The organism is Bradyrhizobium sp. 170, assembly GCF_023101085.1.
GTDB lineage: Bacteria > Pseudomonadota > Alphaproteobacteria > Rhizobiales > Xanthobacteraceae > Bradyrhizobium.
Genome location: NZ_CP064703.1, coordinates 6,136,870 through 6,151,560, shown reverse-complemented (window position 1 = coordinate 6,151,560; position 14,691 = coordinate 6,136,870). Strand labels below are relative to the sequence as shown.

Annotated in this window: 20 protein-coding genes; 19 read left to right on the top strand and 1 reads right to left on the bottom strand. The window is 61.9% G+C overall.

The genetic code is table 11. The features are described 5' to 3' along the window. The first annotated feature begins 32 nt into the window (after window positions 1-32). Complete coding sequence (locus IVB05_RS28730) at window positions 33-2,057, top strand: ABC transporter ATP-binding protein (protein ID WP_247779287.1); 2,025 nt, start codon at window positions 33-35, stop codon at window positions 2,055-2,057. On the opposite strand, the gene IVB05_RS28725 is transcribed toward IVB05_RS28730, so the two are convergent. Next, on the bottom strand, window positions 2,003-3,223 hold the full coding sequence (locus IVB05_RS28725) for an NAD(P)/FAD-dependent oxidoreductase (RefSeq protein ID WP_247779286.1): 1,221 nt from the start codon (window positions 3,221-3,223) through the stop codon (window positions 2,003-2,005). The two genes, IVB05_RS28730 and IVB05_RS28725, sit on opposite strands and share 55 nt — an antisense overlap. 701 nt (window positions 3,224-3,924) lie before the next feature. Here IVB05_RS28725 and rpsL point away from each other — a divergent pair. The 18 genes from rpsL to rplE all read left to right on the top strand — a co-directional run bounded on the left by rpsL (window position 3,925) and on the right by rplE (window position 14,689). After that, on the top strand, window positions 3,925-4,296 hold the full coding sequence (gene rpsL, locus IVB05_RS28720; RefSeq protein ID WP_025588683.1) for a 30S ribosomal protein S12: 372 nt from the start codon (window positions 3,925-3,927) through the stop codon (window positions 4,294-4,296). A 15-nt stretch (window positions 4,297-4,311) separates the two neighbouring features. Beyond that, window positions 4,312-4,782 (top strand): 30S ribosomal protein S7, encoded by a 471-nt coding sequence (gene rpsG / locus IVB05_RS28715; protein ID WP_192733871.1) that lies wholly within the window; start codon window positions 4,312-4,314, stop codon window positions 4,780-4,782. Between the two features lie 30 nt (window positions 4,783-4,812). Further along, window positions 4,813-6,885: an elongation factor G gene (gene fusA, locus IVB05_RS28710; protein WP_247779285.1), complete on the top strand. Its 2,073-nt coding sequence runs from the start codon at window positions 4,813-4,815 to the stop codon at window positions 6,883-6,885. 40 nt (window positions 6,886-6,925) lie between these two features. Continuing rightward, window positions 6,926-8,116 carry an elongation factor Tu gene (tuf, locus tag IVB05_RS28705; protein WP_247515599.1) on the top strand — a complete coding sequence of 397 codons (1,191 nt, stop codon included), beginning with the start codon at window positions 6,926-6,928 and terminating at the stop codon, window positions 8,114-8,116. Window positions 8,117-8,205: 89 nt separating this feature from the next. Then, window positions 8,206-8,514 carry a 30S ribosomal protein S10 gene (rpsJ, locus tag IVB05_RS28700; protein WP_002712302.1) on the top strand — a complete coding sequence of 103 codons (309 nt, stop codon included), beginning with the start codon at window positions 8,206-8,208 and terminating at the stop codon, window positions 8,512-8,514. A 52-nt stretch (window positions 8,515-8,566) separates the two neighbouring features. Continuing rightward, the gene (gene rplC / locus IVB05_RS28695; RefSeq protein ID WP_025588659.1) at window positions 8,567-9,286 is read left to right on the top strand and encodes a 50S ribosomal protein L3; all 720 of its coding nucleotides are present in this window, start codon (window positions 8,567-8,569) and stop codon (window positions 9,284-9,286) included. A gap of 1 nt (window position 9,287) precedes the next feature. After that, on the top strand, window positions 9,288-9,908 hold the full coding sequence (rplD, locus tag IVB05_RS28690; protein WP_025588657.1) for a 50S ribosomal protein L4: 621 nt from the start codon (window positions 9,288-9,290) through the stop codon (window positions 9,906-9,908). Then, window positions 9,905-10,204, top strand: a complete 300-nt coding sequence (locus IVB05_RS28685) for a 50S ribosomal protein L23 (protein ID WP_108518085.1) — start codon at window positions 9,905-9,907, stop codon at window positions 10,202-10,204. The genes rplD and IVB05_RS28685 overlap by 4 nt, the downstream gene beginning before the upstream one ends. A 12-nt stretch (window positions 10,205-10,216) precedes the next feature. Beyond that, window positions 10,217-11,050: a 50S ribosomal protein L2 gene (gene rplB, locus IVB05_RS28680; protein ID WP_247779284.1), complete on the top strand. Its 834-nt coding sequence runs from the start codon at window positions 10,217-10,219 to the stop codon at window positions 11,048-11,050. A gap of 12 nt (window positions 11,051-11,062) precedes the next feature. Continuing rightward, on the top strand, window positions 11,063-11,341 hold the full coding sequence (gene rpsS / locus IVB05_RS28675; RefSeq protein WP_108518089.1) for a 30S ribosomal protein S19: 279 nt from the start codon (window positions 11,063-11,065) through the stop codon (window positions 11,339-11,341). Between the two features lie 10 nt (window positions 11,342-11,351). Next, window positions 11,352-11,738 carry a 50S ribosomal protein L22 gene (gene rplV / locus IVB05_RS28670; protein WP_192733864.1) on the top strand — a complete coding sequence of 129 codons (387 nt, stop codon included), beginning with the start codon at window positions 11,352-11,354 and terminating at the stop codon, window positions 11,736-11,738. A 17-nt stretch (window positions 11,739-11,755) separates the two neighbouring features. Continuing rightward, window positions 11,756-12,454, top strand: a complete 699-nt coding sequence (rpsC, locus tag IVB05_RS28665) for a 30S ribosomal protein S3 (protein WP_074828492.1) — start codon at window positions 11,756-11,758, stop codon at window positions 12,452-12,454. A 32-nt stretch (window positions 12,455-12,486) separates the two neighbouring features. Further along, window positions 12,487-12,900, top strand: coding sequence for a 50S ribosomal protein L16 (rplP, locus tag IVB05_RS28660; protein ID WP_025588649.1), 414 nt, complete (start codon window positions 12,487-12,489; stop codon window positions 12,898-12,900). Between the two features lie 5 nt (window positions 12,901-12,905). Then, complete coding sequence (rpmC, locus tag IVB05_RS28655; protein ID WP_108518096.1) at window positions 12,906-13,112, top strand: 50S ribosomal protein L29; 207 nt, start codon at window positions 12,906-12,908, stop codon at window positions 13,110-13,112. A gap of 10 nt (window positions 13,113-13,122) precedes the next feature. Continuing rightward, window positions 13,123-13,371 carry a 30S ribosomal protein S17 gene (gene rpsQ / locus IVB05_RS28650; protein ID WP_247779283.1) on the top strand — a complete coding sequence of 83 codons (249 nt, stop codon included), beginning with the start codon at window positions 13,123-13,125 and terminating at the stop codon, window positions 13,369-13,371. Window positions 13,372-13,456: 85 nt separating this feature from the next. Beyond that, entirely contained in the window at window positions 13,457-13,825 is a 369-nt protein-coding gene (rplN, locus tag IVB05_RS28645; protein WP_011473865.1) for a 50S ribosomal protein L14, read from the top strand. Beyond that, on the top strand, window positions 13,825-14,139 hold the full coding sequence (gene rplX, locus IVB05_RS28640; protein WP_214491134.1) for a 50S ribosomal protein L24: 315 nt from the start codon (window positions 13,825-13,827) through the stop codon (window positions 14,137-14,139). Before rplN ends, rplX begins: the two co-directional genes overlap by 1 nt. Beyond that, window positions 14,132-14,689, top strand: coding sequence for a 50S ribosomal protein L5 (gene rplE, locus IVB05_RS28635; RefSeq protein ID WP_247779282.1), 558 nt, complete (start codon window positions 14,132-14,134; stop codon window positions 14,687-14,689). Before rplX ends, rplE begins: the two co-directional genes overlap by 8 nt. The last annotated feature ends 2 nt before the right edge of the window (window positions 14,690-14,691 follow it).

The window sequence follows — 14,691 nt, the reverse complement described above, 5'->3', positions numbered from 1 at the left end:
GTCATGCCGGCCGTGCAGCATCGGTTGGTTTCATGGCGCCCAAGCCTCCTTCCTCGGATGATCAGAATCCCGCGCCGGCGGATGATCCTGAGCTTGCCAAGAAGCTTGTGCTGGAGGCTGTCGCGCCGCTTTCCGGCGGTAAGGGGGCCGGTGCGCCCCCCGACGATGCCAAGGACGACAAAGAGGACAAACTGGAGCTCGACGACGATGATGATGACGAGGACCTCGTCGTCTTCACCGCCAAGGAAGCCGCCGGCGCGATGGCGACCATCTACGGCTTCGTCAGGCCGTATCTGGGCAATTACAGGAAGCTGCTCGCCTTCGTGACCTTCGGCGTTCTCGTTGAGACGCTGTTCAACGTCATCATGCCGCTCAGCCTGAAGTTCCTGATCGACGACGCGCTCGGCGAGGAGGACTTTCAGGCGCTCTACAAGATCCTCGGCGTGCTGGCGGTCGCCGGCATCATCACTTCGATTATCGCGGTCTGGTATGAGCGCTGGGATGCGCGGCTGGCGGCGGGCATCATTGCCGATGTGCGGAGCCGGCTGTTCGAACACGTCCAGAACCTGCCGGCGTCGTATTTCGCCCGCACCAAGCGCGGCGAGATTCTCTCGCGCTTCTCGATCGACCTTGCGGCCTTCGAAAGTTCGGTCAAGACCTTCGCCAACAGCGCGGCGCTGCCGTTCCTGGAACTGATTGCCGGCATCATCCTGATGCTGTTCTTGAACTGGCAGCTTGCGGCGGTCGCCTTGCTGGTGTTCCCGATCACGCTGATCGGGCCGCGGATCCTGACGCCGAAGGCGGTGCAGGCGAATTACGAGCAGAAGCTCAACGAATCGGCGCTGCTCGGCACGGTCCAGGAAAACGTGGCCGCGCAGGCGGTGATCAAGGCGTTCAGCCTGCAGCGCCGCACGCTCGGCTGGTTCACCATGCGCAATCAGGAAGTGCGCATCAAGACCGCGTCCGCCGTCTTCCTCTCCACGATGGTGGAGCGCACCGTCACCATTTCAGTATTGCTGCTGCACCTCGTGGTGCTGGCGATCGGCGCCTATCTCGCCACCAAGGGCCAGATCACCATCGGCACCTTCGTCACCTTCGAGAGCGCATTCTGGGAGGTGTCCTACAACATCGCCCATCTGATGCACTTCATTCCGGTATCGATCCAGTCGGCGGCGGCGGTGCGGCATATGCAGGAGCTGCTGGATGAGCCGACGCGCGGCGCCGATCGCCCGGGCGCGCCCGATTTGCCGCGCATCACCAACGACATCACCTTCGACCGCGTCACCTTCGCCTACGAAGGCAGCGAGACGCCGGTGCTCGACAATTTCAGCCTCAAGCTCGGGGTCGGCAAGCGCATCGCGATCGTCGGTCCCAGCGGCTCGGGCAAGAGCACGCTGCTCAACCTGATCCTGCGTCTTTACACGCCGGACGAGGGGCGGGTGGCCATCGACGGCGTCGACATCCGCCGCGTGACCCGCGAATCCCTGCGCAGCGGCATGGCGGTCGTGTTCCAGGAGAACATGCTGTTCAACATGTCGCTCCGTGAAAACATCCGGCTCGGCAAGGAAGGCGCCAGCGACGAGGAGGTCGTGCAGGCCGCGCGCAAGGCCGAGATCCACAGCTACATCATGAGCCTGCCGCAGAAATACGACACGCCGGTCGGCGAGCGCGGCGACACGCTGTCGGGTGGCCAGCGCCAGCGCATCGCGATCGCGCGCGCGATCATCCGCAATCCCTCGCTGCTGCTGCTCGATGAGGCGACGTCGGCGCTCGACCAGACCACGGAAGCCGCGATCAACCGCACGCTTCTGAACGTGGCGGAGGGGCGCACCATGATCTGGTCGACCCACCGTCTGACGTCGGTGGTCGAGATGGACGAGATCATCGTGATTTCAGGCGGCAAGGCGATCGAGCGGGGCTCGCATGCGCAGTTGCTCGCGGCCAACGGCGTCTATCGCAAGCTCTGGGACGACCAGGGCCACACGCAGCACAACGCTGCCGGTCAGGCCGACGACGACAATGAAGACGACGATGACGAGGATGACGACGAGGAGTGAGCCCGGCGGTTTGACCCCGCGCTGCTCCCGTTTCGCATCCGCCGCAAGCAGCCTTCGCCGAACCACGCCAGGAAGCGCGCCCAGCGCTGCGCACGCCAGTATAGCCCGTTCTCGATCGTGACCTTGCGGAAGCTGACGGCTTTGGCCATCGACCAGGCGTCGCAAGCCTGCTTGACCGGATCGTCGTAAAAGGAAGCGATCTTGTCCGCGTCCATGCCCTCGGTCGCAAGCCAGGCGGGGATATGGACGTTGCAGAGCTGGGCTACGTCGGTGAACACCTTGTCGGTGCCGGTGCCGGTAACCGGGCAGGTGGCCGCAAAGGCGTCGCCGACCAGAACGACGCCGCCTTGGCGATAGCCGGTTGAGACATAGAGATCGGCGGGCCGGATCTTGACGTCGCCGGCAACGCCATATTCGCCCGTGATCCGACGCAGCCTGGGCAGCGCGGCGTTCATGGTCTCGACCGGCCGCTTCCGCATCTCGCGCAGCCAGGGATCGTCGACCTCACGGTAGACGAAAAGGTTGGCCCGCATCCGGTTTCCGACAGGGAACAGCGTCACATAGGCGACGCGCTCCTTTGCCCGTTCCGAGAAATAGGTCAGGGCGGGAAATTCGAAGGCCGGACGGCCGACCGGCACCATGTCAAATCCGATCGAGATGGAATGGCTGACGCTGAGGACCTGGCGCTCGATGCCGAGATTGCGGCGCAGCCCGATACTCAGTCCATTGGCCAGCACCACCAGGCGCGCCGAGATTGTTTCGCCGTCGGACAGCGTGAGCTTCTGCCGCTCCGCGCTGGTCGAGACATCGGTCACCTTGGCGTAGATGAGTTCGGCAGGGGCTGCGATTTCGGCGCGGACCGCGCCGATCAGCGCGTCGTACATGATGCCGTATTGGCGACTCGGCTTCTTGTCGAGGAGGTAGCCGAATCGCGCGATCCAGTTTTCGCCGTCGTGGGTGGCCGAGCGAAGCACCGAATCGGCGATTCCGGTCTGGTAAAAACGATCGAGCTGCTCGTCGCCGCTGATTTTTTCGACGCGGAAGTCGAACGGATAGACCTGATGCGGATCGATCAGGATCATCGGGATACCCGCGCGTCCGAGCATGGCGGCCGCGGTCGAGCCGGCAAGGCCGCCGCCGATGATCGCGATGTCGGTGTATTTCATGGGCAATCCCGGCGTCGAAGCGCCAGTTTTGCGCCCCGAAAGGCAAACAAATGCTTAGCCGGGAAAAACTGGAACCGGAAAATGTTGTTTCTGGATATATTTATCCGGGTATAATTACCGACTCGGGCGGCGTCGGGCAAGGCAGGATGTTGCTGATTCCGCGCCTCGCGAATTCATTTCCGCGCTCAGCGGATCGGTGCGAAGTCCTGAATCCGCAGACGCCATAGGCATTTCCAGTGTTCTCGTTTCGCTTGACTTAGCTATCCACCGCTTATAGAAGACGGCCACTTAACGACAGGCGGTGAGCAACGCCAGCGTCGGAACGGAACACCCTTTCAAATCCTTACGGAAGTTTCCTGAAGGACCTGGACGGGCACCAACCTCGACGAATGCCGCTCAAACGCTGTCGATCATATTGCTAGGCACTGCCAGGACGATTTTAGTTCTCTTGAGCACGTTCTCTTGAGAGTGAACTCGGATGCATGACCTCGGTAGCAGGCCGGACAGCGAACGCTGATCGGTCTTCACTTGCGGTCCTCTGTGGCGTCGAAGCGCTTTCCGCTCAGCGATGAGTGGTTGGCGTGATTTCGTTTTGCGTGGAAGTTTTTTCGCGCAAGGCGGGCCGAACGGAACGGCTAGTTCCGAGAAGAATTTGCGAAAGCCATTCAAGGTTTCGCGCGAACTAAAGGGTGAAGGCTGACATGCCGACGATCAACCAGCTGATCGCAAATCCGCGTGCGGTGCAGAAGTCACGCAAGAAGGTGCCGGCGCTGCAGCAGTCGCCGCAGAAGCGCGGTGTTTGCACGCGCGTCTACACCACGACCCCGAAGAAGCCGAACTCGGCGCTTCGTAAGGTCGCCAAGGTGCGCCTGACCAACGGCTTCGAAGTGATCGGTTACATCCCGGGTGAAGGCCATAACCTTCAGGAGCACTCGGTGGTCATGATCCGCGGCGGCCGCGTCAAGGACTTGCCCGGCGTTCGCTACCACATCCTCCGCGGCGTCCTCGATACCCAGGGCGTCAAGAACCGTAAGCAGCGTCGTTCGAAGTACGGCGCGAAGCGTCCGAAGTAAGCGGGAACAGATCAGATGTCTCGTCGCCATTCTGCTGAAAAGCGTGAAGTGAACCCGGATCCGAAGTTCGGGAACATCATCATCACGAAGTTCATGAACTCGATCATGTACGACGGCAAGAAGTCCGCCGCCGAGAGCATCGTCTACGGCGCGCTCGCCATGATCGAAGCCAAGACCAAGCAGGGTCCGCTGCCGGTTTTCGAGCAGGCGCTGGAAAACGTCATGCCGACGATCGAAGTGCGTTCGCGCCGCGTCGGTGGCGCCACCTACCAGGTGCCGGTCGAAGTGCGTTCGGTTCGCCGTCAGGCGCTGGGCATTCGCTGGATCATCACGGCAGCGCGCGATCGCAACGAAAAGACGATGACGGAGCGGCTCTCGGCCGAGCTGCTCGACGCGTCGAACAACCGGGGTAACGCCGTCAAGAAGCGTGAAGACGTGCATCGGATGGCGGAAGCCAACCGTGCCTTCTCGCACTATCGCTGGTAACGGCGAAACACGGATTTTAAGGAACAACCCATGTCCCGCGTTCATGCCATAGAGAACTACCGTAACTTCGGTATCATGGCGCATATCGATGCCGGCAAGACCACAACCACCGAACGCATCCTCTATTATACCGGCAAGAGCCACAAAATCGGCGAAGTGCACGAAGGTGCTGCGACGATGGACTGGATGGAGCAGGAGCAGGAGCGCGGCATTACGATCACGTCGGCTGCGACCACCGCTTTCTGGGAAGGCAAGCGTCTCAACATCATCGACACTCCCGGCCACGTCGACTTCACCATCGAAGTCGAGCGTTCGCTGCGCGTGCTCGACGGCGCGGTATGCGTGCTCGATTCCAACCAGGGCGTTGAGCCGCAGACCGAGACCGTCTGGCGTCAGGGCGACAAGTACAAGGTTCCGCGCATCGTCTTCGCCAACAAGATGGATAAGACCGGCGCCGACTTCTACAAATGCATGCAGGATATTGTCGATCGCCTCGGCGCCAAGCCGATTGCGATCCAGCTTCCGATCGGCTCCGAGAACAACTTCAAGGGTCTGGTCGATCTCGTTCGCATGAAGGGCGTGGTCTGGGAAGAAGAGAAGCTCGACGCCAAGTTCGTAGACATCGATATTCCCGAGGACATGGTCGAGAAGGCCAAGGAATATCGCGAGAAGCTGCTGGAAGCCGCCGTCGAACTCGACGACGAAGTCCTTGCCGCTTACCTCGACGGTAAGGAGCCCGATGAGGCGACGTTGAAGCGCATGATCCGCAAGGCCGTGCTGACTGGCGCGTTCTTCCCGGTACTGTGCGGCTCGGCGTTCAAGAACAAGGGCGTGCAGCCTTTGCTCGACGCGGTCGTGGATTATCTGCCGTCGCCGGTTGACGTGCCCGCCATCAAGGGTGTCGATGAAGACGGCAACGAGGTCGTTCGTCTGCCGAACGACAAGGAGCCGCTGGCTCTGTTGGCGTTCAAGATCATGGACGACCCGTTCGTCGGCACCATCACCTTCTGCCGCATCTATTCCGGCACGCTGCTGTCGGGTACCGGCGTCATCAATTCGACGCGCGACCGCAAGGAGCGCATCGGCCGCATGTTGTTGATGCATGCGAACAACCGCGAAGACATCAAGGAAGCCTATGCCGGCGACATCGTTGCGCTGGCTGGCCTGAAGGAAGCGCGCACCGGTGACACGCTGTGCGATCCCGACAAGGCGGTGATCCTCGAAAAGATGGAATTCCCGGAGCCGGTGATCGAAATCGCGATCGAGCCGAAATCGAAGGCCGACCAGGAAAAGCTCGGCGTCGCACTGGCGAAGCTCGCTGCGGAAGATCCGTCGTTCCGCGTCTCGACCGACCAGGAGTCCGGCCAGACCATCCTCAAGGGCATGGGCGAACTCCATCTCGACATCAAGGTCGACATCCTCCGCCGCACCTACAAGGTCGACGCCAACATCGGCGCGCCGCAGGTGGCGTTCCGCGAGCGGGTCACCAAGCGCGCTGAAGTCAAGTACACGCACAAGAAACAGACCGGCGGTACCGGTCAGTTCGCCGAAGTGTCGATCATCGTCGAGCCGAACGAGCCCGGCAAGGGCTACGAGTTCGAATCGAAGATCGTCGGCGGCGCGGTGCCGAAGGAATACATCCCCGGTGTCGAAAAGGGCCTCAACAGCGTGATGGGCTCGGGCGTGGTCGCCGGCTTCCCGGTGGTGGACGTCAAGGTTCAGCTGGTCGACGGCAAGTATCACGACGTCGACTCCTCGGCGCTGGCCTTCGAAATCGCATCGCGCGCGGCATTCCGCGAAGCGCTGCAGAAGGGCAAGTCCGTTCTGCTCGAGCCGATCATGAAGGTCGAAGTGGTAACCCCGGAAGACTACACCGGTTCCGTCATCGGCGACCTGAACTCGCGGCGCGGCCAGATCCAGGGCCAGGACATGCGCGGCAACGCCAACGTCATCAACGCGATGGTGCCGCTCATGAACATGTTCGGATACGTGAATAACCTGCGCTCGATGAGCCAGGGACGCGCGACCTTTACGATGCAATTCGATCACTACGCTGAAGCGCCGGCGAACGTGTCGGCAGAAGTCCAGAAGAAGTTTGCCTGATTGTCGTTGGTTCAAAGCTAACGACTGAACGGAGAGTCAAATGGCCAAAGCAAAGTTTGAACGTAATAAACCGCACTGCAACATCGGAACCATCGGTCACGTCGACCATGGCAAGACCTCGCTGACCGCAGCGATCACCAAGGTGCTGGCTGAAACCGGCGGTGCGACGTTCACGGCGTACGACCAGATCGACAAGGCGCCGGAAGAGAAGGCGCGCGGCATCACGATCTCGACCGCCCACGTCGAATACGAAACCACCAACCGGCACTACGCCCACGTCGACTGTCCGGGCCACGCCGACTACGTGAAGAACATGATCACCGGCGCAGCCCAGATGGATGGCGCGATCCTGGTCGTGTCGGCCGCCGACGGCCCGATGCCGCAGACCCGCGAACACATCCTGCTCGCCCGTCAGGTCGGCGTTCCCGCGCTCGTCGTGTTCCTGAACAAGTGCGACATGGTCGACGATCCGGAACTGCTCGAACTCGTCGAGCTCGAAGTTCGCGAACTGCTGTCGAAGTACGAATTCCCGGGCGACACCATCCCGATCGTCAAGGGTTCGGCGCTCGCCGCCCTTGAAGACAAGGACAAGGCGCTTGGTCACGACGCCATCCTCGAGCTGATGAAGCAGGTCGACGCGTACATTCCGCAGCCGGAGCGTCCGATCGACCAGCCGTTCCTGATGCCGGTGGAAGACGTGTTCTCGATCTCGGGCCGCGGCACCGTTGTGACCGGTCGTGTCGAGCGCGGCATCGTCAAGGTCGGCGAGGAAATCGAAATCGTCGGTCTGCGCGATACCCAGAAGACCATCGTCACCGGCGTCGAAATGTTCCGCAAGCTGCTCGATCAGGGCCAGGCCGGCGACAACATCGGTGCGCTGCTCCGCGGCACCAAGCGCGAGGAAGTCGAGCGCGGCCAGGTGCTGTGCAAGCCGGGTTCGGTCAAGCCGCACACCAAGTTCAAGGCTGAGGCCTACATCCTGACCAAGGAAGAGGGCGGTCGTCACACCCCGTTCTTCACCAACTACCGGCCCCAGTTCTACTTCCGCACCACCGACGTGACCGGCGTCGTGCATCTGCCCGAAGGCACCGAAATGGTGATGCCGGGCGACAACATCGCGATGGAAGTGCACCTGATCGTGCCGATCGCGATGGAAGAAAAGCTGCGCTTCGCGATCCGTGAAGGCGGCCGCACCGTCGGCGCCGGCGTCGTCGCCTCCATCATCGAGTAAAGAGAAAACGAAAAGCGAATAGCGAATGGTTTCATTCGCTATTCGCCGCTCACTACTCGCATCAAGCGACGAAGAAAGAGACAACGGCAATGAACGGCCAAAATATTCGCATCCGTCTCAAGGCGTTCGACCATCGTATCCTCGATACGTCGACCCGCGAGATCGTGAACACGGCGAAACGTACCGGTGCCCAGGTTCGCGGACCTATCCCGCTGCCCACCCGCATCGAGAAGTTCACCGTCAACCGTTCACCGCACGTCGACAAGAAGAGCCGCGAGCAATTCGAGATGCGCACCCACAAGCGCCTTCTCGACATCGTCGATCCGACCCCGCAGACCGTCGATGCCCTCATGAAGCTCGATCTGGCCGCCGGTGTCGACGTCGAGATCAAGCTCTAAGATTTTCAGGATCGTCCGAAGTTAGCGGACAGAAAGAACAGGAAGCACGCCGATGCGCTCCGGAGTGATCGCACAAAAGGTCGGGATGACGCGGGTCTTTACGGAGACCGGCGAACATATCCCTGTGACCGTGCTGAAGCTGGGCAATTGCCAGGTGCTGGGCCACCGCACGACCGAGAAGAACGGTTATGTCGCGCTGCAGCTCGGTTCGGGTACCCGCAAGACCGTCTATCTGCCGAAGGCAGAGCGCGGCCAGTTTGCGGTGTCCAAGGTCGAGCCCAAGCGGAAGGTCACCGAGTTCCGCGTGTCGGAAGACGCGCTGATCCCGGTTGGCGCCGAGATTCAGGCGGACCATTTCGTGGTCGGCCAGTTCGTCGACGTCACCGGCACCTCGGTCGGTAAGGGTTTTGCCGGCGGCATGAAGCGCTGGAATTTCGGCGGTCTGCGCGCCACCCACGGTGTGTCGGTTTCGCATCGTTCGATCGGTTCGACCGGCGGACGTCAGGATCCCGGCAAGACCTTCAAGAACAAGAAGATGCCCGGTCACATGGGTGTCGATCGCATCACCACGCTCAATCTGCGTGTGGTGCAGACCGACGTCGAGCGCGGCCTGATCCTCGTCGAAGGCGCCGTTCCCGGCTCCAAGGGCGGCTGGATCTCGGTACGCGACGCTGTCAAGAAGCCGCTGCCGAAGGATGCTCCGAAGCCCGGCAAGTTCAAGGTCGCCGGCGGTGAGCAGGCTCAGGCTCCGGCCGAGCAGGAGGGCGCGTGAGATGGAACTGAAAGTCACGACCCTTGAAGGCAAGGAAGCCGGTTCGGTCCAGCTCTCGGACGCGATCTTCGGTCTCGAGCCGCGCGCCGACATCATCCAGCGTTGCGTGCAATGGCAGCTCAACAAGCGCCAGGCCGGAACGCACAAGACGCAGGGCCGCGCCGACGTCTGGCGCACCGGCAAGAAGATGTACAAGCAGAAGGGCACCGGCGGCGCCCGTCACGGCTCGGCCCGCGTGCCGCAGTTCCGCGGCGGTGGCCGTGCGTTCGGTCCGGTGGTTCGCTCGCACGCGACCGACCTGCCGAAGAAGGTGCGCGCGCTGGCGCTCAAGCATGCCCTGTCGGCGAAGGCCAAGGACGGCGGCCTGATCGTGATCGACAATGCGCAGATCAAGGACGCCAAGACCAAGGCGCTGGTCGGTCATTTCTCAGGGTTGGGCCTGACCAATGCGCTGATCATCGACGGCGCCGAGGTGCATGCCGGTTTCGCGACCGCTGCGCGCAACATTCCGAATATCGACGTGCTGCCGATCCAGGGCATCAACGTCTACGACATTCTGCGTCGTCAGAAGCTGGTGCTGACGAAGGCGGCAGTCGATGCGCTGGAGGCGCGCTTCAAATGAAGAACATCGATCCGCGCCATTACGACGTGATCGTAGCTCCTGTCGTCACCGAAAAGGCGACGGTAGCGTCCGAGCACAACAAGGTCGTGTTCAGGGTCGCCAGCAAGGCGACCAAGCCGCAAATCAAGGAAGCCGTCGAAAAGCTGTTCGACGTCAAGGTGAAGCGCGTGAACACGCTGGTCCGCAAGGGCAAGACCAAGGTGTTCCGCGGCAATTTCGGTTCGCAGTCGGACGTGAAGCGGGCGGTCGTGACCCTCGAAGAGGGCCACCGCATCGACGTCACTACCGGACTATAAGGCGATACAGCGATGGCATTGAAAACATACAATCCGACGACGCCGGGCCAGCGCCAGCTGGTGATGGTCGACCGTTCGGCCCTCTATAAGGGCAAGCCCGTCAAGGCGTTGACCGAGGGCAAGATCAGCAATGGCGGCCGCAACAACACCGGCCGTATCACGGTGCGTTTCCGCGGCGGTGGCCACAAGAAGGCCTACCGCATGGTGGACTTCAAGCGGAACAAGGTCGATGTTCCCGCGGTCGTCGAGCGGCTGGAATACGATCCGAACCGCACCGCGTTCATCGCGCTGATCAAGTATCAGGACGGCGAGCAGGCCTACATCCTGGCGCCGCAGCGCCTGGCTGTTGGCGACAGCGTGGTTGCGGGCAACTATGTCGACGTCAAGCCCGGCAATGTCATGCCGCTCGGCAACATGCCGGTCGGCACCATCATCCACAATATCGAGATGAAGATCGGGAAGGGCGGCCAGATCGCGCGTTCGGCCGGCACCTACGCCCAGATCGTCGGCCGCGACCAGGACTACGTCATTCTGCGCCTCAACTCGGGCGAGCAGCGCCTGGTGCACGGCCGTTGCCGCGGCACCATCGGTGCGGTGTCGAACCCCGATCACATGAATATCTCGATCGGCAAGGCCGGCCGTACCCGCTGGCTGGGCTGGCGTCCGCATAACCGCGGCGTCGTCATGAACCCGATCGACCATCCGCACGGCGGCGGCGAAGGCCGCACCTCGGGCGGCCGCCACCCGGTCACGCCGTGGGGCAAGCCGACCAAGGGCAAGAAGACCCGTTCGAACAAGTCGACCAATCGATTCATCCTCCTAAGCCGCCACAAGCGGAAGAAGTAAGGAACGCCGGACATGGTACGTTCAGTCTGGAAAGGCCCGTTCGTCGAAGCCTCTCTGCTCAAGAAGGCAGATGCTGCGCGCGCGTCCGGCCGTCACGACGTCATCAAGATCTGGAGCCGCCGCTCGACCATCCTGCCGCAGTTCGTCGGCCTGGTTTTCGGCGTCTACAACGGCCAGAAGCATGTGCCGGTATCGATCAACGAGGAAATGGTGGGTCACAAGTTCGGCGAGTTCTCGCCGACCCGTACCTTCCATGGCCATTCTGGCGACAAGAAAGCCAAGAAGGCTTGAGGAATAGACGATGAGCAAACCAAAGCGCGAACGTGTCCTCGCGGACAACGAGGCCAAGGCAGTTGCCCGGATGCTGCGCGTCAGCCCGCAGAAGCTCAATCTTGTCGCGCAGTTGATCCGCGGCCGGAAGGCTTCGGCTGCGCTCGCCGACTTGCAGTTCTCGCGCAAGCGGATCGCGGTCGACGTCAAGAAGTGCCTGGAATCGGCGATCGCGAACGCCGAGAACAACCACGACCTCGAGGTCGACGATCTCGTCGTCGCCGAGGCGCATGTCGGCAACGGCATCGTGATGAAGCGTTTTTCACCGCGCGGCCGTGGCCGTTCGGGGCGTATCTATAAACCGTTCTCGCACCTGACCATCGTGGTTCGTCAGGTCGAGGCCGAGGCTGGCGCTTAAGGGCGCGGGAGAAAACGATGGGTCAAAAGATCAATCCAATCGGACTGCGTCTCGGCATCAACCGGACCTGGGATTCCCGTTGGTTCGCCGGCAAGAACGAGTACGGCAAGCTGTTGCATGAAGACGTCAAGATCCGCGAGATCCTGCACAAGGAACTCAAGCAGGCCGCCGTCGCCCGCATCGTGATCGAGCGTCCGCACAAGAAGTGCCGCGTGACGATCCATTCGGCGCGTCCCGGCGTCGTGATCGGCAAGAAGGGCGCCGATATCGACAAGCTACGCAAGCGGGTTGCCGACATCACGGCTTCCGACGTCGTCATCAACATCGTCGAAATCCGCAAGCCCGAACTCGACGCCACCCTGGTCGCCGAATCGATCGCCCAGCAGCTCGAGCGCCGCGTCGCGTTCCGTCGCGCCATGAAGCGCGCGGTGCAGTCGGCGATGCGTCTCGGCGCCGAAGGCATCCGCATCAACTGCTCGGGCCGTCTCGGCGGCGCCGAAATCGCGCGCATGGAATGGTATCGCGAAGGTCGCGTGCCGCTGCACACGCTGCGCGCCGACATCGATTACGGCGTGGCGACCGCGTTCACCACATTCGGCACCTGCGGCGTCAAGGTCTGGATCTTCAAGGGCGAGATCCTCGAGCATGATCCGATGGCCCAGGACAAGAAGATGGCCGAAGGCGACAACACACGGCCGCGCCGCGACGCTGCGTGAGACATCAGAAGAAGGTTTGAGGGCTTAAAGCCATGATGCAACCAAAGAAAACGAAGTTCCGGAAGGCGCATAAGGGCCGTATCCACGGCGTTGCGACTTCGGGTGCGACGTTGTCGTTCGGTCAGTTCGGCCTGAAGGCGATGGCGCCCGAGCGCATCACCGCCCGCCAGATCGAAGCCGCGCGCCGCGCGCTGACCCGTCACATGAAGCGCGCCGGCCGCGTCTGGATCCGCGTATTTCCCGACCTGCCAGTGTCGAAGAAGCCGGCCGAAGTCCGCATGGGCTCCGGCAAGGGTACGCCGGAATTGTGGGTGGCGCGGGTCAAGCCCGGCCGCGTGATTTTCGAGATCGACGGCGTCACCGTGCAGACCGCCAAGGAGGCGCTCTCGCTTGCCGCCGCCAAGCTGCCGATCAAGACGCGCTTCGTCGCGCGCATTGCGGAGTAACCGTCATGGCCCCGATGAAAGTTGAAGACATCCGCGCGATGAGCGACGACCAGAGGGAGGACGCCGTCCTCAATCTGAAGAAGGAACGTTTCAACCTGCGTTTCCAGCGCGCCACCGGGCAGCTGGAGAACACCTCGCGGCTGCGCGAAGCCCGCCGCGATATCGCCCGCATCAAGACCATCGCCGCGCAAACGCGCGCGAAGAAGAAGTAAGAGGCCGGATATGCCGAAACGAACCCTTCAGGGCGTGGTCGTGAGCGACAAGCAAACCAAGACGGTGGTGGTGCGCGTCGATCGCCGCTTCACCCATCCGATCTACAAGAAGACGATCCGCCGCTCCAAGAACTATCACGCGCACGACGAGAACAGCGAGTTCAAGCCGGGCGACATGGTTTGGATCGAGGAGAGCAAGCCGATCTCCAAGTTGAAGCGCTGGACTGTGGTCCGGGGCGAGCAGAAGAAAACCGCCTGAGATTCGTTCGGCTAGGCCGGACGGGTAATCAGGAAAAATTTTAGGCGCTAATTCGAGCGCATCAGAAAGAGGACGAGGTGCATCAATGATTCAGATGCAGACCAACCTCGACGTGGCCGATAATTCAGGCGCACGCCGTGTCATGTGCATCAAGGTGCTGGGGGGCTCCAAGCGCCGCTATGCCACCGTGGGCGACGTTATCGTCGTGTCGATCAAGGAAGCGATTCCGCGCGGCAAGGTGAAAAAGGGCGACGTGATGAAGGCCGTCGTGGTCCGGGTCCGCAAGGACATCCGCCGCGCCGACGGCTCGGTCATCCGCTTCGACCGCAACGCCGCCGTGTTGATCAACAACCAGTCGGAGCCGGTCGGCACCCGTATCTTCGGGCCCGTGCCGCGCGAGCTGCGCGCCAAGAACCACATGAAAATCATCTCGCTTGCGCCGGAGGTGCTGTGATGGCTGCCAAGATCCGGAAAGGTGACAAGGTCATCGTGCTGAACGGCCGCGACAAGGGCCGCACCGGCGAAGTATTCGAGGTCCGCCCCGCCGAGAACAAGGCGCTGGTGCGCGGCGTCAACATGGTGAAGCGTCACCAGAAGCAGACCCAGAACCAGGAAGGCGGCATCATCTCCAAGGAGTCGCCGATCCACCTGTCCAACGTCGCCTATGTCGGCAAGGACGGCAAGCCGACCCGCGTAGGCTTCAAGATTCAGGCTGATGGCAAGAAGGTACGCATTGCCAAGAGCTCGGGAGCAGAGATCGATGGCTGATACCGCTTATGTGCCGCGCCTGCGCGCGCAGTTCGACAAGGAAATTCGCGGCAAGCTGACCGAACAGTTCGGCTATGCCAACGTCATGCAGGTGCCGCGGCTGGACAAGGTCGTGCTCAACATGGGCGTCGGCGACGCCGTCAACGACCGCAAGAAGGCCGAGACCGCGGCTGGCGAACTGACGCAGATCGCGGGCCAGAAGGCGATCGTGACCTATTCGCGCGTTGCGATCGCGACCTTCAAGCTGCGTGAAAACCAGCCGATCGGCTGCAAGGTCACGCTGCGCAAGGCCAAGATGTATGAATTCATCGATCGCCTGGTGAACGTGGCGCTGCCGCGCGTGCGCGACTTCCGTGGCCTCAATCCGAAGAGCTTCGATGGTCGCGGCAATTACTCGCTCGGCCTCAAGGAGCACATCATTTTCCCCGAAATCGATTTCGACAAGGTTTCGGAAGCCCGCGGCATGGACATCACGGTCTGCACCACGGCGAAGACCGACGACGAGGCGCGTGCCTTGTTGACCGCATTCAATTTCCCGTTCCGGCAGTGAGA